The organism is Ruegeria sp. F5, assembly GCF_056533845.1.
In genome coordinates this window covers 152,324-173,262 of the sequence record NZ_JBQFOU010000009.1, presented here as the reverse complement: position 1 = coordinate 173,262, position 20,939 = coordinate 152,324, and the positions used below count along the sequence as shown (strand labels likewise).

The following is a 20,939-nucleotide window of genomic DNA, read 5'->3' as shown; positions in this document are numbered from 1 at the left end:
TTGCCATGAGATCCACTTCGCCAAGACAATCGTACCGCAAGGCCTGCCAATGGGTGTAAAGCACAGTTGCAGCAGTCGCATCCTAGTCTGCTCAGGGCTAAGTTGTTGTTCTCTGCGGTGTGCGGATTGGCCGCTCGCAGCCCAAACCGGACATTCGCAACTGAACTTTTCAGTTTCCCTGGTGCGGAGAAAATGCGCGTCAGCAATCCAAAATAGCAAAGTTTGGTTATGGAATCGGGACTTTCGAATACACCTTGACGAGGCCTATAGCGCCGCGAGTTCAGGGTGGTGATAGGCCTCAGGGTACGACATTGGCTTGAATGGCCCGTTGGGCACAACGCTATTCCAACTGCGCCCGAAATAACCCTGACGACAGTGTACAAGAGACCCTGCCTCCGCAATTCCGGGCAGCGCGTATACACGGCAAAGCCAACGCCACAAGTATGGGTAATCCAGGATCCTCGCACCATTAAGCTTCATTCGCACATAGTAGACGGGATCGTGACGATAGAGAGTTGGAAACAGGCGAAGATCTACTTCTGAAAAGTGGTTGCCTGTCAAATAGGGCCTGCCATCTGAGAGATGCTCCTCCAAATACTCGAGTGTCTCAAAATAGGCGTCAAAAGCTGCTTCATAGATCGTTTGATCAGACGAGAACCCGGCCTTGTAGGCACCATTGTTAATCGCTGTATATATCCGTTCGTTCAGGTCGTGAATTTGGTGGCGCGGCACTTCGTCGGGGTAAAGCCTAACGCGTTCAGCTGCCGGGATTGTGCTGCCAAGAGAATCCGCCGCAGCTTCCAACATTCGGACAATTTCAGCGCTTTCGTTGTTAACAATGCGTCCTTGTATCTTGTCATACAGGATTGGAAGAGATTGTTCTTCAGAGCCTTCGGCACGATAGATCTCTTTGGCAAGGCGCAGTCCTTTGCCGGTGCCGGTCTCGCTCGTGCATTCTGGCAAAGTCTCACCTGTGAGCGATGCAATCCGATCAGGTGCAAACTCCCATAGGTTTGGCGCTTCTGGATCGTCGTCGCTGGAGCGGTTTGGAAATGCAACGTCCATCGTGATGCTGTTTTGAAGGCCCAGCACATTGCGCGCCAGCGTGACCCTGTGACACCACGGGCAATTCAGTGCTACGAACAGGTGATAGCGATTAAGTTCTGCTGGAAACATTGGATCGCCAATGGCATGGCGAAAGCCGCTGACACCGCGCACGAATTCACCCCGTGCGCGGCGCTTGTTGATATCAGTTTGGTCTTCTTCGGTAGAAGTGTCGGTCATGACTTCAGCATCATCCTCTGAGCCGGTGATGCAAGATGATTGGCACGGCCAATTCTTCTTCATCGCTGAGATGCCGTTTCAGGAACGCTTCAATCGTGTTGCTCGTTGCATGGAGCTGTCCAGCTTCATCGTAAGCTTGCGCCTCATCAAGTGCGGATAGCTTGATCACGCGGTTCGCCGTCCGGGTAAAGTTACTCAGCACCTTATCCAGATCGGTGTGATCCTGCTCCAGCAACTCAAGCCCCGCATCAAAACGCGGGTCCGCAGCCGACAGTTCAGGGAAATAGCTGTGATCTTCCCAGCCGTGATGACCTTGCAGGTTCCCAACCAGGTTGCCGCCATAGTAAGACAGCCGCCCCACGTAGTCGGCCAACCCCATCTGGTTGCTCAAAACCCCTTCTGTATCCAGGCGAATACGTTCCGCAATACGACGGAACATCTCATGCGCGCCGAGCCAATGCTTGGTTTTTTCTTTGAAACCTGGATGGGCTTCCCAACTGTCGCGGGGGTAATGGTCAAAGAGAAACCGCATTTCTTGAGGCATGTCGTCTTGGCGAATGGTATATGTATAGAGCATCGGTTGTCTCCTTTCAGGCCAAAGATGGGAGGTCGGGCAACTGCTCGCCACTAACGAGAACGCACAGTCACTATGCGTCAGCGAACCCCCGCGAAGTTGGTGCTACACAAACCGGCTAACACGCGGTTCAAGGTTTTGACGTCGTGTCGAGTGAACCCGGGCAGGCTGTTACGGCCAAAGGAGCGAGTTAGGCCTGTATCGGCCCCACACTTGCGATACGCATCGCGTAAGAGCGCGGGCGGCACTCCCAGCACCGCGCATGAGTGGCTGCTCGGCTGCCCCGAAGCAGACTTCTTACCCAGATTACATTTGCTGTCTATTTTGTTCCGAGGCGCAGATTTCAGAGAAAGCGCGTGTAATTCGGTGCCAAGGCATCCACCTCTAGGGTTCGCTCCAGATTTGCCGGTTCCGTTCCCAAGTTTTCTCACCTATCAAGCAGTCATAGGCATTGGTCGAAGTATACTGCGCAGATCTGACGTATTCGAGCGCCGGTATCGACGCGATTTCCAGCACCAGTTTTCGGCGCACAGCCTCTGCGAAATCCTGCCAGTCAAGCACCGGAACGACAAAAGAACCTGGCCCGCCCGTCACGCAATTCTCGTAGTAAACATCGAGGTCGTCGAGATGCCATTGGTTGCCCAAACCTTCCCGGGTCATCAGCGGCAATCCGTTTATGGTGATCAACTTTGATAGCACGGTTTCACGGGCACGGAGTACTGGGCGCCCCTGATTGTTAGGCCCGTCGCCTGAAACGTCGATCACCTTGCGCAGGCCTTGGAATTCGTTCTCTTCAATCATCGCGGCACCAAAGATCAGCGCTTCAGAGATTGAAGTTCTGCGCAGTGCGGGATTGAAACGCGTGGTAAGGACGCGCGCAAACCCTTCAAGATCAGCTCGCGTTTCCACAAGTCGCCAGTCAACAACCACTTCTTGCGTGCCGGCCCACTCGACGTATGTCAAAGCGATCCTTTGCAAAAGGCCCGACTGAACGGCCGTGAAAACCTCGTCAGACTGCAAGGCTGCGGCATAGCCCTGTCTCTGAATCTCGAGTTCTCGCTCGGTCATGGATCGAGAGACGTCGACTAGAAGAACAAGCTCTAAATCAACTTCCGTCGCCTGTGAGGCGGCAGGTACGGCTAAGAGAAATACAGATGTGAAAATAGTCAGGAATGTCTTTCGTAGCATCTCTCAACGAGTGGTGCGCTGGATCTTTAAGTCAAGCCTTAAACGTATGAGGACGTGGTTGATTAGGAAAAGTAGATTCAAAACTTGAGGAAGGACGTCTGCCATAACAAGCATCAAAGCTAATCACGGCAAAACAACGATCTCAGCCCCAAAGCGGACATTCAAAATCAAGTTTTGCAGTTTCTTTTAGGCTGTAGAACCTTACCACTAGCCGCACTTGCGTGGGCTGCTTTTTTTGCGCTTCGCGTCCGAGATGTGAGCCAACAATGGCAGGTTTAACGGAATTGAGATAGATGAGAAATGGAGCTGACGTGGGCTGCCCGTAGCTATTTGGTGTTGGAACTGAGCGAAATGAATCTACAACTGGATTTTGCGCTGGCTCCGATGCAGGCCGAGAGCCCAATCTCCATGTTTCTGTTAGGCAGATGACAACCGCCTAGATCTGTTCTTTGCCCAGTAATTCTTCGATTTTAGGCAACGCTTTGTGTAAACTGTAAGCTCTAGCTGCCAACCCAACTGCACGTGGGAGGATCGAATGGACGATAGGAGCAGCCCAACCGAGGGAATGATAGACTATGTTGGGAATTCCCTCCCACAGAAGCACTCTATTCAATCCCGCACAGACGATGTTCGAGAGATGGCCGACAAAGTTTTGGCCTCATCAGATGAGATACACATTGCTGACTATGGCTGTGGCACCGGATCAAACGCGATTTTGTCAGTCAAGCCTGCCGTACAGTCTTTTGCTGACCGCTATCCAGGTCGCTCCATCTTTGTTCACCATGTCGACCAGGCGGAAAACGATTGGAATACTCTGTTTGAATGTGCTGTGAACCAAGACGGTTACTCCAACCTCTCTGCTAGCATTCGCCCCCTTGCAAGTGTGGGTAGTTTTTTCTCGATGGTTGCACCGGCATCGTCTATTGACGTTGGAACTTCATTCGGTGCGAGCCATTGGCTCAGCACACAGCCCGTTGTCTATTCAAAGGGCACGCTTTGGTTTGCAGATTTGCAGGGAGAAGCGCGCTTGAAGCTAAAAACACAAGCGCAGCGAGATTGGGAAAACTTCCTGTCTTTACGACTGCGAGAGCTACGTAGCGGCGGCAGGCTTATGGTCTCGACGTTGGGGGCAATTCCTGATGCGGGCGAGGTCAATGGAATTTGCAGTTCTGGCCGGCACACCTATCGCGCTATGTACGGCGTTGCCAAAACGATGGTGAACGACGGATTGATTTCTGAACCCGGTCTTCGCGACTTCATTATGCCAATCTGGTTTATGTCCAGGGAGGAAGCTCTTGAACCCTTTCAACGCAACAAGGAATTGGCAGATGGCTTTGTGGTTGAAAGAGCAGAGGTAGCTCCAGCTCAGCAAAGCCCGCAAGATATCTTTGCAGACCGGATCAATACACCCCAAGAGTACGCAGCAAGCTATAAGGGCTTTGTTCGCTCCTTCACCGAGTCCACGTTCAGGCAATCCTTGTTACGCGGCGAATCCGAGCAGAAAACTGAAACTCTTCTGGATCAGTTTTATGATCGTTTCGAAGCGACCATCAAAGAAGGAGGGGGCAGATACGCCTTTGAAATCTGGTTGTTGACGATTGAGCTTAGAAAACAATGAGCGAACATCCATGCAGGCTTTTTTCAATCTCAATCCTTCGCAGGCTTGTCGAAATAGTTCGCCAGCCCTTTTTTGTTCTACATAGGAGTGCCAAAATGCGTTTTCTCGCCGCCATGATTCTTCTCACCCACGCCCTTCCTGCTTCAGCGAACAGCGCTCCAGAATGCGGCCAATTTACTGTCTACTTAGAAGACCTAAAGATCACGTCTGGTGGCGACGAAATCGGGGATGTCGCGGTTGGGCACGTCACGGTTTTCAGTGAAGATGGCCAGGTTGTTGGTATGCAGAATGTCACGACGCTGATAGCGCCTGGCGCAGGTGAAGGCAAAACCCAGCTTATCGTTAACGCTTACCTAACAATCGACAGCAACCAACTGATCTACTCTGGCTCCTACCCAGCCCCGAGCAGTCCCGACACTGTGCCCCATTTCGAAACTCAATTAGCAGTTGTCGGCGGCACTGGAGTGTTCCAAGGAGCGAGTGGTCAGGTGAAGTTCTTCAAAAAAGACGACAAGCGCGCTGCCGCGTTTGATTTCAAGTGCACCGGTTAACCTAGTTTTCTGGCGCTTAGGGAAGGCAGTAGCAGCCCAAACCTGACATCTAAGATCAAGCTTTGCAACTCAAACTTTGCGAACTGAGGCTTGCTCTCTAGACGACAACATTGATGGTCGCTACAAGTCCATTCGCACCCTGTACAAAAACCATAGACACTGCACTTGCCTCTGCCTTGGACATACGGTTGAACAGCCCATCGCGGGAATTGTTCGGATGGCCTTTAATGTAAAACTGCGTCGTCAACAGTTCGCGATTTCCATCAAGCAATTTTACATGAATATGTGGAGTACGCCCTGGGTAGATCGTAGGTTTAATTGTGCGGAACACATAGTTCCCGCCGTTGTCAGTTACGTCATGGCCAAAGCCTTGGAAAGCCTGATCAAAATTAACACTGCGGCGGTCGCGAGGGTGCATATAGTTGCCGTCCATGTCGCATTGCCAGATTTCGATGCGATGCTTTGCAAGGGGTTGTCCATTGGCGGCTGTAATCGTTCCACGCAGTGTAAAGACTTCGCCGCCAGCGTCTTCAACACGTCCTTTGATCTTAACGAGGTCATTATCTATATCAGGCCTCCGCATGGCCGGCGTTGGATAATACGGCCCTTCTGCGGCGTCTGGTGTGAGTACAGCCGCAGCGGCTCTCGCCCCCAGCGAACCGACGCCCATTAATCCTGCAATGCCGCCTAGAAGGTTACGGCGGGACTTACTATTCAGTTTCATAGCGTGTCCTTTCCCGCGCGGGATAGCCCCTATTGCCCATCAAAATCACACATCGTGCAGCGAACGTCACGTCCAAGTCTGCCTTCGCAACAAAGCTGCCGTTGCCAAATCGAGCGAACAAATGAAACTGACCTGCCCGAAGACAGGCCAGCACCGGCTCCTTGGGGTTAACTTAGTGACTTCCAGAAGACGACTTTGTCATCCCCCACCGCCCAGAAATCCCTGATACGAGCTTCCTCGCTGTAGCCGTTCTTGCGATAGAACTCGCGTGTCTGTGCGAACTCATCTGTACTTGAAGTGTCAGCTATCAAGATGCGCTGTCCACGCTTCTTGAGTTCGACCTCAAGATGCCTAGCGATGGCACCGCCAAAACCTTTACCCTGCTCGGTTGGCAGAATTGCGATGGCAAACATGTTCCATGCACCTTCGGCAAGTTCCTCTGGGGCTGCGTAGCAGAAGCCCACGGCCTTACCGTTTGCTTTGCATGTCAGCCAAATATCAGAGCTTTCACCGTCGGATAGGAAGCCATCCACCATGTCAGGAAGCATTTCACTAGGGAAAAGCTCCGTGCCGTTAAGCACCTCCTGCAAGGCAGCGATATCGTCTTGCTTTGTCAGTCGTATTTTCATTGGTCTTTCGTCTTTCTTCGTGCCGTCAAACAAGCAAAGATGCTTGATGTGACGGGCGCAAAGCTCATGCATCGGTGATGTTAGTTTGATTGTTCACGAGCCATGCAAAAAGGAAAGCCTGCCGCTTTTACGCAGGCTCTATTTAGCTTGGTCGTCCTGCCGTTCAGGACTTAGCGGTTTCCCGCAATCGTAAACATAAAATCTCCATCGCCTAGCTTCCGCGCCAAGCGCATTAACAGGGTATCAGTGCAGTAACTTACGAGCAAGACGACGTCAGCGACAGATCCAGGCCGAAGCAGACACTCACAGTCAGGCTTTTCAGTAGTGCACCAAGCCGTTGGCTAGGTAATGCGCGACGTCCGGGAGATCATGTTGTCTTTTCCAATCAACGTAATTTGCGCTACCAATAGACATGAATGGAGACCGCAGACTTTCCGCAGTACTCTCTGCTGATGTAGTAAACTACTCAGGCCAGATGAAGGCAGATGAAAATAGGACCCTCAGCGAACTTCGTGTTCTACGTCGAGAGTTATTTGATCCTTTGGTCAAGCTTCTAGTTGCCTTAGCGACTGGTCGCAGCCCAAACCGGACATTCCCAACTAAACTTTGCAGCTACCGATAGGGGACATTGCGGACGTTGCTCCAAATTGACCAATGACCGCTTTGCCTGCGGCCGATATCTCTCAAGGTCCAGAAATTCGCTATTCACCCCAATAAAGCTCGCATTTCACTGTTTTCCAGGAGAGCGGAAGACCTAGCGTTGTTGATGGCCGTTCTGACCATAGCTTGTGCTAGTTCATCGGATGTCACGCCGATAGACGGAGCTAGGCTTTGAAGCGGTGCAAACAGATAGTCTACCGGTTTCCATCTTCTTCGTTCCGATGGGGCGATGTAGCCGGGGCGAAAGGCAAACTTGCGTTTGATATGGGAGGCGAAAAAAACAGTCTCAGCTTCACCTTTGACTTTCAAAGCAAACGACATGCCACCCCCGTCGGCTCGCGCACCTTGGGCAGAGAGCAGGCAGAATGTTGCTTCCGGCGTTGTTTCCTCACAAGCCCGTACAAGGTTGATCAGCCAATCGACGGTGATCTCGGAATAAGCCTCCCTACTGACGCGGGCTGAGTAGGTTGCCAGACAATGAAACACCGTGTCGATACTGGTCAGATACTGGGTATATGAGTCTGAGTTCCCGAAATCCGTAAAGCTGACGTCGGTCAGCTTGGCGTGATTGCGACCCGAAGATCTCCGCCCAAGAGAAACAACCTCTGTTACGCTCTCCTCCTCCAGCAATGCAGTCAGAACAGATGACCCGACCATGCCGGTTGCCCCTGTAAGCAGAACGCGCCCGAGGGCTCTTACGGTGGGATCATCCGACATTGTCGCGTCGCTCCGCTTCCGCCTTCAGGCCGCGATTAAATGCCTGGTAGCCCTCCAGGTACAATTTCGCCAACCGTCCACCCATCAGGAAAGTCATGCCGCCGATGATCTCGTCCGATTGCACGAACCGGGTCTTTCCATCTGCGGCGGCCTCAACCTTGAAATGGTGGTTATCGCGGATGCCGCCGGGTCCTCTTTCAGCCCAGTAGAACTCGTGGCCGTCTACCATAGTGATCGTGTGATCAATCCGTGTGAGCTTGTCCTTGTTGGGATCCAGCTGGAAGGCAACATTGATGCTTTCACCGTCCGCGATCTGGCCTTCGATTCCCACAAGGAACGCAGCCCAGGAGCTGTAGTTGGCAGTATCGGTTAGAACCGCCCAAACGGCTTCGGGCACCGTGTTGATGATGATGTCGGTGTGGATTTTGTGATGAGAGAAGCTGACCTTCTCAGTTCTACCAGTTTCCATGATCTTCCTTTTTTTGATCGGTTCAAGCCTCTAGAGGCGCGGCGCGGAGCGCCGTCTCAACGGTGATCCGCCCGAACCGGCCACGCATGCGCTGCGACCGGAAGAGGTAGATAGAAATGAGAGTGTAGTTGATGCACTCCACCACGAAGTTGCGGTAGCGATCTGGGTTTTGCAGCATGTCGAAGGTTTGGACCGCGCACATCGTGGCAAGTGCTGTAAACATCACAAGCATTGCGATGGGCGTGTAGCGCCAGCGCAAAGTGTAACCGGCAAGGAACGTGGCCCCCGACACAGTGATCAAAACCCAATGTAGGGTCTGCATGCCAATTGGGAATGTCTCGTTTTGTAGGGGCATCAGCGGGGCAAATCCTGCGAAGTGCTCCAGAAAGCCTAAGAGACCCCAGCTGAGCATGATCAGAGCAGCGAGGATCAACAACAAACTGAAGATGCGTGAAAGTGTTTTTTGCATGATCTACCGTCCCGGAGACTCGGCTCCCAAATGATTGATGTGAATTGGAAGGTTACCTGGCAGGGCCTAAGCCCCGACCGCCGACGTCTCTAGAAAATTGCGGATATCGTATTCGATGTCGCCTTCGTATCGCGGGGCGTAGGTGTCATAGGCGCGCGCGAGTTTTCCATAGCGATCATCAATGCGAACCTTGTTGTAGGCATGACTAACCGCGAAAAATTCGCGGGCTTTCAGCTGATTAAGCACCCGCTTTACAAACTGGTCCGTCGGCATGCCAAGGCCCTGGCTCATCTCGGAAACTACCAAGCCGGGCATGATCAGGGCCACGTCCATGAAGTCCGGCGTCTCTTCAGCCAGAAGTTCCGTGATGGCTAAAAGGGCATGTTTGGACGAAACATAGGCATGTGAGGAAGGTACGGCCGTGAAGACACTGTTTTCGGAGCCAAGATTGTAGATCGCGCATGGTGTTCCGCGGTCGAGCATTCTGCGCCCAAAGACCTGAATTCCATTGAGCGTTCCGAATATGTTGATCTCATAGACACACCGGAACACATCCAGATCCATGTCGATCAGCGGCGTGGGATCTTGGCCGATGCCAGCGTTGTTGATGAGCACATCAACCAGACCAAACTCTGCCTCGGCATAGTCTGCCAGCGCTTCCACTTGTTCGCGATCCGCGACATCGCAGGCGGTTCCCGCCACTTTGATCCCTTTGGCTTTCAGTTCCGCCACTGTCTCTTGAACGCGATCCATACGGCGACCGCAGATGATGACTTTTGCGCCTTCCAACCCCGTCTGGAGGGCGAGCTCTTTACCGATCCCCGTCGCGGAGCCGGTGATGACAACGGTCTTGCTCTTGAAATCTTGCATGATCTTTCCTTTTGGGAGGTCAGCACTGTCGCTTCTGGAATGGATGGCGGGGTCAGATTTTGAAGGATCGGCCGGTGAGCTCTTCGGACAGGGCCCATAGCCGGGTAGCAATCTCGATATTCACGGTAATCGGATCGCGGGTGGCCACTCCGACCTCCCCACTCATTTCCTGGGGGCCGGTGGGGCCGTAGTAATCGCCTCCTTGGACATCCGTGGACAGGGCGGCGTACAGGGTGGGTTTCGCGGCTTCTTCTGGAGAATGTAGGAACTGTTTAACTTGTGCCTTCATCTGCGCGAGCTGATCCGCGGCAACGTTATGGAACAGACCGGACTCAGAACCGCCGGGATGGACGGACAGTGCTTTTAGCCTACGCCCAGAAGCCCGTAGGCGACGGTTTAGCTCGTCCCCAAACAAAAGGTTCGCGAGTTTCGATTGACCATAAGCAATGCCGCCATCCTGGCCACAGGTCAGATCATCAAACTCGATGGTGGCACCCTTGTGCCCGAGGCTTGAAAGCGCCACGATCCGGGATGCCGGATCGTCTGGCACGAGGTCGATCAGTAACGCCGTCAAAAGAAAATGACCGAGGTGATTGGTCGCGAATTGCAGTTCGATCCCATCGCCATTCGTCTCAGCGGTGTAAAGCAGGATGCCCGCATTGTTGATCAGCACGTCGAGCTTCGCATAGCGCGCGCGGAACGCCTCGGCAAAGCTTCTGACGGAGGCAAAATCGCCTAGGTTTAGCGGCATCACATCAAGCGACGCTGACGGCACGCGTGCCAGCACGTCGTCCCGAGCGGTTTTTGCCTTTTCGAGATTGCGGCAGGCCATCACTACATGGAACCCGGCCTGGGCCATGCCGATTGTTGTTTCAAATCCGATGCCATTGTTGGCTCCGGTGACAATGGCAATTTTTTGGGAAGTGGTGGTCATGAATGGCTCCACAAAGTTTACATTTGATGTCTGATTGTAAATATTGACAGTCATCCACGCAATGTCAATATGCCCTTTATGAAAAATCGCGACGCCCACATCCTCGACGCAGCAGTCCGACTCTTTCTTCGTTTCGGGGTTAAACGGACAAGCATGAACGACATTGCGGAAGAAGCAGGGTTATCGCGACAGACGCTCTACAAGGCATTCGCCAATAAAGACGCAGTTTTACAGGCCACGATCCGATCAATGGCGGACAAGGTTGTCGCAGACATTGAGGCCGGGCTAATGAATGCAACGGGACTCAGTGCGCAATTGGATGTGATCTTCCAGCACACCGTGATTGAGCACTACGATGTCCTTCAATCCTCGCCGAATGCCGAAGACATCATTGCGGGCGTAACCGCTTCTTCGCAGGAGGAGCTTGAAGCAGGTGCTCAACGGAACACTGAGATTATTGCCCGAATTTTAGAGCCTTTCTCGGATGACCTTAGGGCTGCGGATTTGTCGGTGGCCCAATATGCAGACTTTATCCAACGCACTGCGACGGCGGCAAAATACACGGCGAAAAACAGAAAGCACTTAGTGCAACTGCTCGATGCACTCCGCGTCTCTGTGCTGAAGGTAGTCAACGCGAATTAGTTTAAAGAATGCCCAATGCAAAATTTGATGCGCGCCGCAGCGTCGGGCAAAATGGACACGTAGTCGACCTTCGCTACCTCTCGCATAATTGGCTGTAAGCAGCCCGAAGCAGACATTCAGAGACGGACTTTGCAAAGTCCGAAGGAAGGAATAGGCGGGCTTTTTCGCCTATTTAGAGATCATGCAAACATCATTCAACTTGAGAACCGGTGTGGTAGCTTGGTCGAGTGAGTTCATGAGATCAGTCCAATTGGAGAACGACCATGCGTCATATTGATATGTTTCGGACACTGCCAAAAGCAGCCATGGCCTTTGTAGCGTCTGTATCGATGGCTTGGGGATGCACTGGCATCATGTTGACAGGACAGGATGGAAGCATCGTTCGCGCAAGGACCGCCGAATGGGGGCCGTTCGATCTTGAGACAAAGATCAACATTATTCCGCGAGGTTTCACGTATTCCGCAGGTGAAATGCCAGATGGGCAAGACGGAGCAAACTGGGCCGGCCGATTTGGAATGGTCGGTATCAGCATGTTGGATCATGGGGCTCCCGCAGATGGGATCAACGAAGCTGGATTGACCGCCGGATTGTTTTATCTGCCCGGATTTACCGAGTATCAGGAGTACGATCCTGACCTTGCTGACAACACGATCCCGGGCGATTTGCTAGCCAGCTATGTTCTTTCCCAGTTTGAGACGGTTGAAGAGGCTGCCACCGGGTTGGCGGATGTCCGTGTCGTTGGGGTCGTGGATGAGACTCTCGGATTTCCCTTCCCATTTCACATGTTGGTTGCTGACCGGTTCAGCGGAAAGATCGTGGTTGAGTACATTGATGGCGAGCTGACGATTTTCGATGCCCCGCTTGGCGTCATCACCAATTCGCCAAACTACGATTGGCACATGACGAACCTAAACAACTACGTAAACCTGTCGGCCCTTGGGCTTCCGGAAGTTGAGGCAAGTGGCGTTACTTTCGCGCCCCTTGGCGCTGGGAGTGGAATGATAGGGCTGCCAGGCGACTTCACACCCCCATCCCGGTTTGTCCGCGCAGTCGCCTTTTCCCAGACAGCGCGGGAGACGCAAGGTGGCTATGACACCGTGCGCGAGGCGTTTCGCATTCTGGATAATTTCAACATTCCGGCCGATGCAGCGGAGGGCGCTCAAGACGATTTGCAGTCGGACGACCTGCTTTACAGCGCAACGCAGATCACGACCGCTGCGGATTCCCTAAACCTCGTCTACTACTATCACACGATGTACGACCGAACGGTGCACATGGTCGATATGAAGCAGATTGACTTCGGAGCAATGGGAGACGAGATGATCGTCTTTGAAACCAGCGGTGATCGCGAACCCACTTTGGTCGATGTGACCCCAACGAATTGACACAATACTACGCGGGCCGTGGCGGTATCAACGCTGGCTGCGGCCCAATACAACTTCGGAATAGAGAGTTTGCCGCTCCAGTGAATTAGCGGCGTTAAGCTCGAAGCCGCGTTCACCACTGTTCGCTCTAATGACGAGTGGCAGCCCGAAGCGGGCCTTCATCACTAGGCTTAGCAATCTCTGAGATGCGGACAAAGCGAGCTTTTGCAGCACTCGTACCAAAGTCTGGTCCTCGTTGCTCCGGAACCAGACGCAACCGACCTTTGCTACTAAGCTCGCACGGGTGAGTAGGATTAATAAGTCGCTCTGCCACCAGAGAGATCAAAAACGGCGCCAGTGTTGAACGTGCACGCGGTCGAACTGAGCCACATTACCAGTTCGGCGACTTCTTCGATTTCTCCTAGGCGCTTCATTGGCGATTTGTCGATCATGATCTGAACAAACTTTGGAGTCATCTGTTCGAGGATTGCGGTTTTAACGGCAGCAGGCGCGACGCAATTCACACGAATATTTGTTTCCGCCAGTTCCTTGGCCAAAGATTTGGTGAAGCCAATAACTCCCGCCTTTGCCGCGCTATATGCAGATGCGTTTGGGGTCCCTTCTTTGCCAGCAAGGGATGCCATATTTGTAATTCGCCCGAACCCGGCCCGGCGCATGACAGGAACCACAGCGTGGCACAGCCGAAAGGTTCCAGTCAGATTTACGTCAATGATCTTTTGCCATTCATCTGGGTCATATTCTGTGACAGGAATTGTCGACCCTGCAAACCCGGCGTTGTGTGAAAGAAAGTCGATGCCTCCAAGTTGTTGCACGGTGTCCGCAACAGCGCTTCTGATCTGCTTCAGTTCGCTCACATCTACCTGACAAAACTGATGCGGGATATTTACGTTTTCTGGCAGTGCCAGGTCCCAGATTGCAACCTGCGCGCCAGCGGCGTGATAGTGGCGGGCAATCTCTGCTCCAATGCCGTTTGATCCGCCCGTGACAACCGCCACGCGTCCCGAAAAATCATAAGAAACATTGCTCATGAACTGCGACCGAATGAAATTTTTGACATAGTCGACACCCAGACCGACCTTTCCCTCTTTCCTTCAACCAATATAGGCTCGGCGAAGAACAACGTACACTGTTCAAATTGAACTCAAAAAACGCTCTATTTCTACTTGGGCTTTAAGCTTTAAGCACAGACTATTGGCATAGTTCTGGAACGCCGAAACAGACTTCAAACAAGATCAGACACCGCCCCTGTTCACTTTCGCATGGTCTAAACACATAGCGACCAGTATGTAACAGAAAGGAGGAGAACACGTGGAGCGAAAGCTGGCGGCCATCCTGATTGCAGATCTAGTCGGCTTCACCGCCCGGATGGAGTGGGACGAAGTAGGCACGCTCGAAGTCCTCTCAGCGCACATTGAAGATATTGCTGCACCGCTTTTCGGTCGGCATCACGGTCGCATCGTCAAACAAATGGGTGACGGTCTGCTCGCCAGTTTCGACAGCGCTGTCGATGCCGTTTCCTGCGCGGTTGAATGGCAAAATTCGCCGGTGGTGGGCTCCGACCCGCTTCGCTTTCGCATCGGCGTCACTCTTGGCGACATCATCATGCGCGATGGAGATGTTTTTGGGTCCGGTGTGAACCTTGCGTCGAGGTTGGAGCAGCTTGCCCCACCCGGCGGTGTGTTGGTGTCGGACGCTGTTTATCGTGTGGTCGGGAACCGTATACCGGTCGCCTGGGAGGATACTGGTCAGCACACGGTTAAGAACGTTGCCGAACCGGTACATGCTTGGCGCATTGGGGGGTCAAGCGCAGTACGCGCTGAACCGCCTCAGCCTGAATCATCAGGAAAAGCCACTATTACTGTCTTGCCTCTACACAACATGAGCGATGACCCCGAGCAGGCCTTTTTTAGCGACGGGATTGCGGAAGACATTATTGTGGGCTTATCGCGTTTTCGGACGCTCAAGGTTGTTTCCAGAAATGCGTCTTTCAGGTTCCGGATACAGGACACAGATCCAGCCAAAATCGCGGAGGCTCTCGGCGCAGATTACCTGGTTGAAGGCAGCGTGCGGAAGGCTGGCAGCCGCGTGAGGATCTCGGTACAACTCGCTGACGCCCGTACAGGTACTCAACTTTGGTCGGATCGATACGACCACGAACTGGAGGACGTTCTGGCGGTACAAGACGAGGTGGCCCGAAATATCGTCGCAGTGTTGCCAAGCAGGGTCCAGCACGATGTCGTCGACCGTTCGACACAGAAACCAACGGATCAGATGAAGGCCTATGAGCTGATGCTCAGGGGCAAGGCACTACGCGACGGCTTGAACGCACGAGATACGGCCAAGGCGAGAGCGTTGTTGGAACGAGCGGTCGCGCTCGATCCGACCATCGCGCGATCTTACATGTATCTTTCGGACACATATGTCATAGACTTGTGGCTTGGTCTGGCAGACGCTGACGCACCGGCCCACACGTTGAAGATCGCCCGAAAGGGCGTGGCACTGGATAACCGGGACGTCTACATTCAAGCCCAGCTTGGGTTTGCTTATCTCTGTGCCGGGCTGTGGAGCGAGGCCGAAGCGCAATTCAACAAGACACTTTCCATGATAGAAAGCGAGGCGGAGTCGATGGCTTGGTGTGGCTATGCTTTCCTACTGCTCGGCCAGCACGAAAAGGCACGCGACGTAGTTTCGGAAGCTATGGCGCTGGACCCGCTACATCCGCCTGCCATCGACTGGATTATGGGGCAGGTCGAATTTTTCAACGGTAACTATGAAGCAGTGCTTGGTTTTCTAATGGGAGCAGCGCGGCTTAACTCGTTGGCCACTGCATTTGTTGCCGCGTCTTACGCGCAGCTCGGACGAGAGCGAGACGCCTCCGACGCATTGCGAGAATTCGTCACCGAACGTCACGATGAGTTCACAAGCCGAGGTATTGTGGATGAGGATGACACAATAGATAGTCTTGCCCGCGGGTTTCGGTCTATGTGGCGACGACCGGATGATTTTGAACGTCTTGCCAATGGGTTACGGGCGGCAAGTTTGACCGGCTGACGCCGACATTAACTCTTTTGCCCAACCGGCGCGGCCTCAATTATGCGTTTCTCTGCGCCCTGTTTTTCGGCAGCGCGAACCCAAAGCGGACATGCAAAATTAGACTTTGCAGTTTCCAAAATGCCAAAGAGCGAACTTTTGCACGAGGCTACACCCGATACCAGTTTTCAACGTCTCGGATAGCTTCCTCGACTGTAAATGCAGCCTCTACCTCTGCGACTACACACCGTACTTCATCCGGGCTTGCATTGAGTTCTAAAATACTTACCCCCAGATCATGGGCTGACCCGGCATTTGAATAAATCGTATCGACCCCAATTCTGATGGCGTTTCGATGTTGCAGTAGGTGCTCAAATAACCGCACATAAATGATCTCCTCGTACGGAGAATGACTGTCCGCTTCAGAGACAAAACCTAACTCTGCGGCCTTGGCACACGTCAAACGCCAAGCCAGTTCCATTGTCGATGGAGGCGCATCTCTGGCCTCATCAGTATGTCTGGGGTTCGCAAATGTAGACCTTCGGATAGCTTCGAGTTTGGCACGCAAGTTCTTTGTAGGAACAGGATAGATGAATGTGGTTTCCTCGGATGCTAAGGCTGGTTCAACCTGATCCGGCTGCGCCTGGATGAACTCGGAAAACCTGTTTCCGATGATAGGGACTTCACCGACAATCATGTCTGTGGGATCGGTAGTCTCTGTCAGCCATCGCGCCAGGGCTCTCCGGCCCCACAATCCGGCTGCCTTGCGGATCAACGGATGAGTTCCATCTGAAACATCTGGATACTTTGCTAGTATGTCTTCGGTCTGAAACGCCGCGAGTCCTTTATCCCACCGCATGATATGTACGCGACGTCCCAAGGAGACCGAAATGGATATTTGCTGGCGCAACAGAAATGACTTTCCAGACGCCGGTAATCCAGTGAAGAAAACCATGCGGCAACGACGTGCAGCGTCGGCGAGGTGTGTTCCAATCTCGGTTTCCGCAAAACTGTCGATAGAAATTGCGTATCTCCTAATTTGGTGTCAGCCGCAGACCTGAGCGGCGAGCGTTCACCACCTCCAAGACTGTTACCCAAGAAATCCGGCGATTTCACAGATGAATTGTCAACCTAAATTGCCCTAAAGCCCAGTTTGAGAGCTTTCCATTGCAGATAGATGTTTTAGCGCTCGCAGCCCAAAACGGACATTGCGATTTCTGTCCGCACTCCGGTAGCTTCTATTCATGACTGTATTACCCAATTTCTCCGAGCATTACTCTGACCCAAAAACATATCCTCCCGGCGTGGCTTTCATGGACGGGCAGTATTTGCCGATTTCGGAAGCCAAGATTTCGGTGCTGGACTATGGGCTACTTCATTCCGACGCGACGTATGATGTCGTCCATGTTTGGAACGGAGCCTTCTTTCGACTCGAAAATCACCTTGATCGGTTCTTTGCAGGTTTGGAAAAGCTGCATATGTCAATTGAGTATGACCGAGAACAGGTCATCGAGATACTGCACAACTGCGTCGCACTGTCAGGGTTAAAGAACTCCTACGTCGAGTTCATTTGTACACGCGATATGTCTCCGACACTCAGTCGGGATCCACGTGATGCGGTCAACCAGTTCATCGCATTCGCAATACCGTTTGGATCGGTGGCCAATCCAGAGCAGATGAAACATGGATTAAATGCAGCAATATCATCCTTGGTCCGCATTTCTCCGCAGTCAGTTGATCCGACTGTGAAGAACTATCATTGGTTGGATCTGGTCAAAGGCCTCTACGAGGCTTACGACCGCGGTGCTGATACTGCGATCCTTGTCGATACAAATGGTAACGTATCTGAAGGGCCCGGATTCAATATTTTTGCCGTCATCGACGGAAAAGTTCTAACTCCGAAGTTCGGCGTGCTTCTCGGGGTCACTCGTCAGACGGTCTTCGACATTTGCACGAACCTGGGTATCGACTGCTCAGCCGTCGACATACCCCAAGACCAACTTCTCGGTGCAGATGAGGTGTTTATATCTTCAACCGCCGGAGGGATCATGCCGGTGACCAAAGTGAATGGCCAAAGCATTGGCACTGGTTCTCCCGGCCAAATCACAAGTCAGATTACCAAGAGTTATTGGGATATGCACAAAGACAAGAACAACAGGATGGTTGTTGAATACTTGGATTAAAAATAGCTGTCAGTCGGTGTCGGGTTTACCCAGTGGTGGAATGTAGTTTTAAGAGCCACGACTCTGCTGGATGCGTCTTACACAATTAGCTGATCGCAGCCCAAACCGGACATTCGTAACAAGACTTTGCAATTTCCGAGATCAGGACAAAGCGGTCGATGACGAGAAGCATAGAGTTTTCAAATTCCAGTATCGAAAATCGAAGGGCGCACGGCATCCTCTTACCTTCGAACAATAAAGTTTTGGCGATGAACAACGTACACTGCTCAAATTGAGTTCAAAAAACGCTCTATTTCCACTAGGGCTTTAGGCCAGGCAGGATCATACTCTGGCATCGTATTGTTTGCTGTCTCAAGGCCAATAAAGCGCGCATTCTTGATGCCGGAGGCGAATATCCTACCTTGTTCAACACTGTGCATCCTGTCTCGATTAGCGTGCATAACCAGAGCCGGACAGGTGATCCGCAGAAGTAGATCGGTTACGTCGACCCCTGCGACCAGTGGTCCAATCTTGAGCCAATCCTGATGATCCATTGCCACTTTCATAAATTCTGCATAAGTGCGCTGGTCATGCGGACTTGCGGTTGGAGCAAATGATTGGGCCATCAAGTCTCTTGCAGAAGGGTATTCATCGTTCCAGCCTTCAAGACTCATATCCATCATTGCTTGCCCAAGCGCGGCAATTCCGGGCTGTGAACGCACCGCGAGTCCTTGTGCAAATCCACCGAGTAGAACCAACCCCGAAACACGGTCAGGATTATGTGCGGCAAAGGCCGCCGCAATGGTTGCCCCAAAAGAAATGCCAAACAATGGAGCTTTTTCGATCCCGGCTGCGTCCAGTACGGCCTCAACATCTTCGACGATTCGATTCAAAGACACATCCTGCACGCCCCGCTGGGACAAGCCATTGTTTCTACCATCAAACCGATAAAGGCAGTGATTTTCAGAAAGCAGCGGCAACCACCCGGCGATGGTGTTCATCGTCCAATCGTATTCCAGATGCCTGAGCCAGTTTGGTGTGACCAGTAACTTTCTACCGCTTCCAGTGGATGTCCAGGCAAGCGTTGTACCGTCTTTTGATTTTGCAAAGCGGACGTCTTGAGAGTTAGCCAGCAGCTTGTTCCTTGCGCGTCTTTTGTCACCATCTAAATCAATAGAGTAGGCTTCCACTGGATTTGGAATTCCCTTCAACCGTATCGAGCTTTCTGGTCGCAAAGCAACCGCCAGCGAAGTTCCCGCAACTTCAGCAGCTGTCTTGCTGACGAGACAACTTCCAATATGCGCGCTGGACTGAAGGCGAGACGCAACATTCACGGCCTCTCCGAACAAGTCTTTGCCATTTGGCATTACGTCGCCAACGTGGAGACCTCCTCGAAGTGTTACGTCTTCATCTCTCATCTGATTGAAAATCTGGCTGGCAGCATTAATTGCGTCTGTGGCTGCAACAAACTCAACCAAAGCACCATCTCCCATCAGCTTGAATATTCGTCCTTTGTTTTCATGGACCAACGGTCTGATCACATCGTCCAAAATGCGTTGTAGAGTGTTCAGCGTGGTCTCAGCATCCTCTGACATGCGCTTGGTATAATCGACGACATCGAGGCTTAGGATCGCAGCAATTTTCCGCTTCATCAGTCGATGTGATCCTTTTAGCTAATCCAATTCCACTGAACCAAAATTAACAGACGAATAGATTTTTGTGACCAAAACTTGTGCCTGGGCATTTTGCTAAGCCTGCAAGTTCCCAAACTTGCGTTGAAACACACAGCCGAGCAAAATGTCTTATTGGCTGGCGAAACCTAGAACTAAGGTGAATGATTAACGCATTTGGCGTTGCTAACTAAGGTTCACTTCGAAATATCAATTCTAAAGGTGTCAGTCCGTAGCTCTTCTCATCTGTGACCGATGGCAGCCCGAAGCGGACATTCGAAACTAGACTTTGCAAGTCCCGAGAAACGCAACCAAGCGCCCATTCAATCCGCTCAATCCAATGGCAGCTTACAAGCCATATTGCCTGATCTTGGAGCCTGGTGTTCACCTTCGTTAGAGGCTCTTGCAAAGAAAACCGTCCGGCGTCTGTGCACGTTTGTGGTGAAGATCCTAAGTCGAACTGTCAGAAATGAGTTTCGGGACAAGTTCCTCGGCAAGGGAGGCCACTGCGTCCACTCGTGCGATGCGCCGCGAGCCCGGACGGAACGTCAAATAAACCGAATATGGCCGCGAGACGTACTTGGGCAAGCAGCGGACAAGCCTTCCTTCTTGCAAGACCTCATCAAGCATGAATTCCGGCAGAAACGCATATCCTCGCCCCGCCATTGCAAGATCAAGTAAGACAGAAAAACTCCGTGTGGCAAAGGGTCCGCCTACCTTGATGGTTGAGACATCGTCTGGGGAAAAGAAAGTCCAGGTAGTGTTGGCAACATCACCTCTGAAGGTGAGACAGGGTTGGTCCTTCAGGTCGTCTGGTGTGTTGATCGCTGTCTGGGTTGCAAGCTCGGGTGACGCGACGAGCCAGCAACGAAAGCTGCCAAGCTGCTTCGCGACCAGTCTGTCATCTTCGAAAGTTCCGATCCGGAATGCCAAATCCGTATTGGGATCCTGCATATCCTCGAAATCATAAGCCGGGTGCATGACCAACGTGAGATCTGGGAAGCGCTCTTGGACGGCCGGAAGGATTACTGAGGCAATCACCGAGCCGAATTCCGCTGTTGCGGCGAAGTTCACCTGACCTGAGACTTCCCCGCTTTCTTCACGGGCGATGTCACCCAGCAAATCAATGTCAGCCAAAATGGACTGGACCCGCTGATTCAGTCGGACGCCCGTAGGGGTGAGTTTAACGGATCTTCCACTCCGTTCGACTAGCTTCACGCCAAAATGATTCTCCAGCCGCGATATGTGCCTGGAAACACCCGATTTCGCCATTTTGAGATGATCGGCGGCAACGCTGATCCCACCGAGCCGTGCGACGGTGTGAAAGCTGATCAAGGCAGGCATGCCTATTGTTCTAATATCT

20 protein-coding genes are annotated in these 20,939 nt (G+C 52.4%); 6 read left to right on the top strand and 14 right to left on the bottom strand.

The window, feature by feature from the left end; all coding sequences use genetic code 11:
* Positions 1-264: 264 nt before the first annotated feature.
* The 3 genes from ACR0K1_RS15420 to ACR0K1_RS15410 form a co-directional block, all read right to left on the bottom strand.
* Positions 265-1,284: a glutathione S-transferase C-terminal domain-containing protein gene (locus tag ACR0K1_RS15420; RefSeq protein WP_480851212.1), complete on the bottom strand. Its 1,020-nt coding sequence runs from the start codon at positions 1,282-1,284 to the stop codon at positions 265-267.
* Positions 1,285-1,294: 10 nt separating this feature from the next.
* Entirely contained in the window at positions 1,295-1,861 is a 567-nt protein-coding gene (locus ACR0K1_RS15415) for a hemerythrin domain-containing protein (RefSeq protein ID WP_480851211.1), read from the bottom strand.
* A gap of 381 nt (positions 1,862-2,242) precedes the next feature.
* Positions 2,243-3,046 carry a DUF1194 domain-containing protein gene (locus tag ACR0K1_RS15410; RefSeq protein WP_480851210.1) on the bottom strand — a complete coding sequence of 268 codons (804 nt, stop codon included), beginning with the start codon at positions 3,044-3,046 and terminating at the stop codon, positions 2,243-2,245.
* Positions 3,047-3,683: 637 nt separating this feature from the next.
* Between ACR0K1_RS15410 and ACR0K1_RS15405 the strand changes: the two genes are divergently transcribed.
* The gene (locus tag ACR0K1_RS15405) at positions 3,684-4,664 is read left to right on the top strand and encodes a class I SAM-dependent methyltransferase (protein WP_480851209.1); all 981 of its coding nucleotides are present in this window, start codon (positions 3,684-3,686) and stop codon (positions 4,662-4,664) included.
* Between the two features lie 95 nt (positions 4,665-4,759).
* Positions 4,760-5,215 (top strand): hypothetical protein, encoded by a 456-nt coding sequence (locus ACR0K1_RS15400; RefSeq protein WP_480616806.1) that lies wholly within the window; start codon positions 4,760-4,762, stop codon positions 5,213-5,215.
* 97 nt (positions 5,216-5,312) lie between these two features.
* On the opposite strand, the gene ACR0K1_RS15395 is transcribed toward ACR0K1_RS15400, so the two are convergent.
* The 7 genes from ACR0K1_RS15395 to ACR0K1_RS15365 all read right to left on the bottom strand — a co-directional run bounded on the left by ACR0K1_RS15395 (position 5,313) and on the right by ACR0K1_RS15365 (position 10,687).
* Entirely contained in the window at positions 5,313-5,939 is a 627-nt protein-coding gene (locus ACR0K1_RS15395) for a dioxygenase family protein (RefSeq protein WP_480616808.1), read from the bottom strand.
* A gap of 167 nt (positions 5,940-6,106) precedes the next feature.
* Positions 6,107-6,640 carry an N-acetyltransferase family protein gene (locus ACR0K1_RS15390; RefSeq protein ID WP_480851208.1) on the bottom strand — a complete coding sequence of 178 codons (534 nt, stop codon included), beginning with the start codon at positions 6,638-6,640 and terminating at the stop codon, positions 6,107-6,109.
* Between the two features lie 633 nt (positions 6,641-7,273).
* On the bottom strand, positions 7,274-7,945 hold the full coding sequence (locus tag ACR0K1_RS15385) for an NAD-dependent epimerase/dehydratase family protein (protein WP_480616812.1): 672 nt from the start codon (positions 7,943-7,945) through the stop codon (positions 7,274-7,276).
* On the bottom strand, positions 7,935-8,414 hold the full coding sequence (locus tag ACR0K1_RS15380) for an SRPBCC family protein (RefSeq protein WP_480616814.1): 480 nt from the start codon (positions 8,412-8,414) through the stop codon (positions 7,935-7,937). Before ACR0K1_RS15380 ends, ACR0K1_RS15385 begins: the two co-directional genes overlap by 11 nt.
* Positions 8,415-8,436: 22 nt before the next feature.
* Complete coding sequence (locus ACR0K1_RS15375) at positions 8,437-8,883, bottom strand: hypothetical protein (RefSeq protein ID WP_480616816.1); 447 nt, start codon at positions 8,881-8,883, stop codon at positions 8,437-8,439.
* A gap of 66 nt (positions 8,884-8,949) precedes the next feature.
* Positions 8,950-9,753, bottom strand: a complete 804-nt coding sequence (locus ACR0K1_RS15370) for an SDR family NAD(P)-dependent oxidoreductase (protein WP_480851207.1) — start codon at positions 9,751-9,753, stop codon at positions 8,950-8,952.
* 52 nt (positions 9,754-9,805) lie between these two features.
* Positions 9,806-10,687, bottom strand: coding sequence for an oxidoreductase (locus ACR0K1_RS15365; protein ID WP_480851206.1), 882 nt, complete (start codon positions 10,685-10,687; stop codon positions 9,806-9,808).
* A gap of 78 nt (positions 10,688-10,765) precedes the next feature.
* Here ACR0K1_RS15365 and ACR0K1_RS15360 point away from each other — a divergent pair, with 78 nt between their 5' ends.
* The gene (locus ACR0K1_RS15360; RefSeq protein WP_480851205.1) at positions 10,766-11,329 is read left to right on the top strand and encodes a TetR/AcrR family transcriptional regulator; all 564 of its coding nucleotides are present in this window, start codon (positions 10,766-10,768) and stop codon (positions 11,327-11,329) included.
* 263 nt (positions 11,330-11,592) lie between these two features.
* Positions 11,593-12,714 carry a linear amide C-N hydrolase gene (locus tag ACR0K1_RS15355; protein WP_480851204.1) on the top strand — a complete coding sequence of 374 codons (1,122 nt, stop codon included), beginning with the start codon at positions 11,593-11,595 and terminating at the stop codon, positions 12,712-12,714.
* Positions 12,715-13,007: 293 nt separating this feature from the next.
* Here the strand turns inward: ACR0K1_RS15355 and ACR0K1_RS15350 are convergent, their stop codons facing one another.
* Positions 13,008-13,742, bottom strand: a complete 735-nt coding sequence (locus tag ACR0K1_RS15350; RefSeq protein ID WP_480851203.1) for an SDR family NAD(P)-dependent oxidoreductase — start codon at positions 13,740-13,742, stop codon at positions 13,008-13,010.
* Between the two features lie 280 nt (positions 13,743-14,022).
* Here ACR0K1_RS15350 and ACR0K1_RS15345 point away from each other — a divergent pair, with 280 nt between their 5' ends.
* A complete protein-coding gene (locus tag ACR0K1_RS15345) occupies positions 14,023-15,765 on the top strand; it encodes an adenylate/guanylate cyclase domain-containing protein (RefSeq protein ID WP_480851202.1) in 1,743 nt (580 codons plus the stop codon).
* 148 nt (positions 15,766-15,913) lie between these two features.
* On the opposite strand, the gene ACR0K1_RS15340 is transcribed toward ACR0K1_RS15345, so the two are convergent.
* Positions 15,914-16,699: a hypothetical protein gene (locus ACR0K1_RS15340; RefSeq protein WP_480851201.1), complete on the bottom strand. Its 786-nt coding sequence runs from the start codon at positions 16,697-16,699 to the stop codon at positions 15,914-15,916.
* 289 nt (positions 16,700-16,988) lie between these two features.
* Here ACR0K1_RS15340 and ACR0K1_RS15335 point away from each other — a divergent pair, with 289 nt between their 5' ends.
* Positions 16,989-17,927 (top strand): aminotransferase class IV, encoded by a 939-nt coding sequence (locus tag ACR0K1_RS15335; protein ID WP_480851200.1) that lies wholly within the window; start codon positions 16,989-16,991, stop codon positions 17,925-17,927.
* A 266-nt stretch (positions 17,928-18,193) separates the two neighbouring features.
* On the opposite strand, the gene ACR0K1_RS15330 is transcribed toward ACR0K1_RS15335, so the two are convergent.
* The gene (locus tag ACR0K1_RS15330; protein ID WP_480851199.1) at positions 18,194-19,558 is read right to left on the bottom strand and encodes an alpha/beta fold hydrolase; all 1,365 of its coding nucleotides are present in this window, start codon (positions 19,556-19,558) and stop codon (positions 18,194-18,196) included.
* 468 nt (positions 19,559-20,026) lie between these two features.
* Positions 20,027-20,920 carry a LysR family transcriptional regulator gene (locus ACR0K1_RS15325; protein ID WP_480851198.1) on the bottom strand — a complete coding sequence of 298 codons (894 nt, stop codon included), beginning with the start codon at positions 20,918-20,920 and terminating at the stop codon, positions 20,027-20,029.
* Between the last annotated feature and the right edge of the window lie 19 nt (positions 20,921-20,939).

Coding starts and splice junctions, on each gene's coding strand:
- ACR0K1_RS15405 (WP_480851209.1), top strand. CDS start 3,684: ATGGCCGACAAAGTTTTGGCCTCATCAGATGAGATACACATTGCTGAC.
- ACR0K1_RS15400 (WP_480616806.1), top strand. CDS start 4,760: ATGCGTTTTCTCGCCGCCATGATTCTTCTCACCCACGCCCTTCCTGCT.
- ACR0K1_RS15325 (WP_480851198.1), bottom strand. CDS start 20,920: ATGCCTGCCTTGATCAGCTTTCACACCGTCGCACGGCTCGGTGGGATC.
- ACR0K1_RS15420 (WP_480851212.1), bottom strand. CDS start 1,284: ATGACCGACACTTCTACCGAAGAAGACCAAACTGATATCAACAAGCGC.
- ACR0K1_RS15365 (WP_480851206.1), bottom strand. CDS start 10,687: ATGACCACCACTTCCCAAAAAATTGCCATTGTCACCGGAGCCAACAAT.
- ACR0K1_RS15385 (WP_480616812.1), bottom strand. CDS start 7,945: ATGTCGGATGATCCCACCGTAAGAGCCCTCGGGCGCGTTCTGCTTACA.
- ACR0K1_RS15415 (WP_480851211.1), bottom strand. CDS start 1,861: ATGCTCTATACATATACCATTCGCCAAGACGACATGCCTCAAGAAATG.
- ACR0K1_RS15330 (WP_480851199.1), bottom strand. CDS start 19,558: ATGAAGCGGAAAATTGCTGCGATCCTAAGCCTCGATGTCGTCGATTAT.
- ACR0K1_RS15355 (WP_480851204.1), top strand. CDS start 11,593: ATGCGTCATATTGATATGTTTCGGACACTGCCAAAAGCAGCCATGGCC.
- ACR0K1_RS15380 (WP_480616814.1), bottom strand. CDS start 8,414: ATGGAAACTGGTAGAACTGAGAAGGTCAGCTTCTCTCATCACAAAATC.
- ACR0K1_RS15410 (WP_480851210.1), bottom strand. CDS start 3,046: ATGCTACGAAAGACATTCCTGACTATTTTCACATCTGTATTTCTCTTA.
- ACR0K1_RS15375 (WP_480616816.1), bottom strand. CDS start 8,883: ATGCAAAAAACACTTTCACGCATCTTCAGTTTGTTGTTGATCCTCGCT.
- ACR0K1_RS15360 (WP_480851205.1), top strand. CDS start 10,766: ATGAAAAATCGCGACGCCCACATCCTCGACGCAGCAGTCCGACTCTTT.
- ACR0K1_RS15350 (WP_480851203.1), bottom strand. CDS start 13,742: ATGAGCAATGTTTCTTATGATTTTTCGGGACGCGTGGCGGTTGTCACG.
- ACR0K1_RS15335 (WP_480851200.1), top strand. CDS start 16,989: ATGACTGTATTACCCAATTTCTCCGAGCATTACTCTGACCCAAAAACA.
- ACR0K1_RS15390 (WP_480851208.1), bottom strand. CDS start 6,640: ATGCATGAGCTTTGCGCCCGTCACATCAAGCATCTTTGCTTGTTTGAC.
- ACR0K1_RS15340 (WP_480851201.1), bottom strand. CDS start 16,699: ATGGTTTTCTTCACTGGATTACCGGCGTCTGGAAAGTCATTTCTGTTG.
- ACR0K1_RS15370 (WP_480851207.1), bottom strand. CDS start 9,753: ATGCAAGATTTCAAGAGCAAGACCGTTGTCATCACCGGCTCCGCGACG.
- ACR0K1_RS15395 (WP_480616808.1), bottom strand. CDS start 5,939: ATGAAACTGAATAGTAAGTCCCGCCGTAACCTTCTAGGCGGCATTGCA.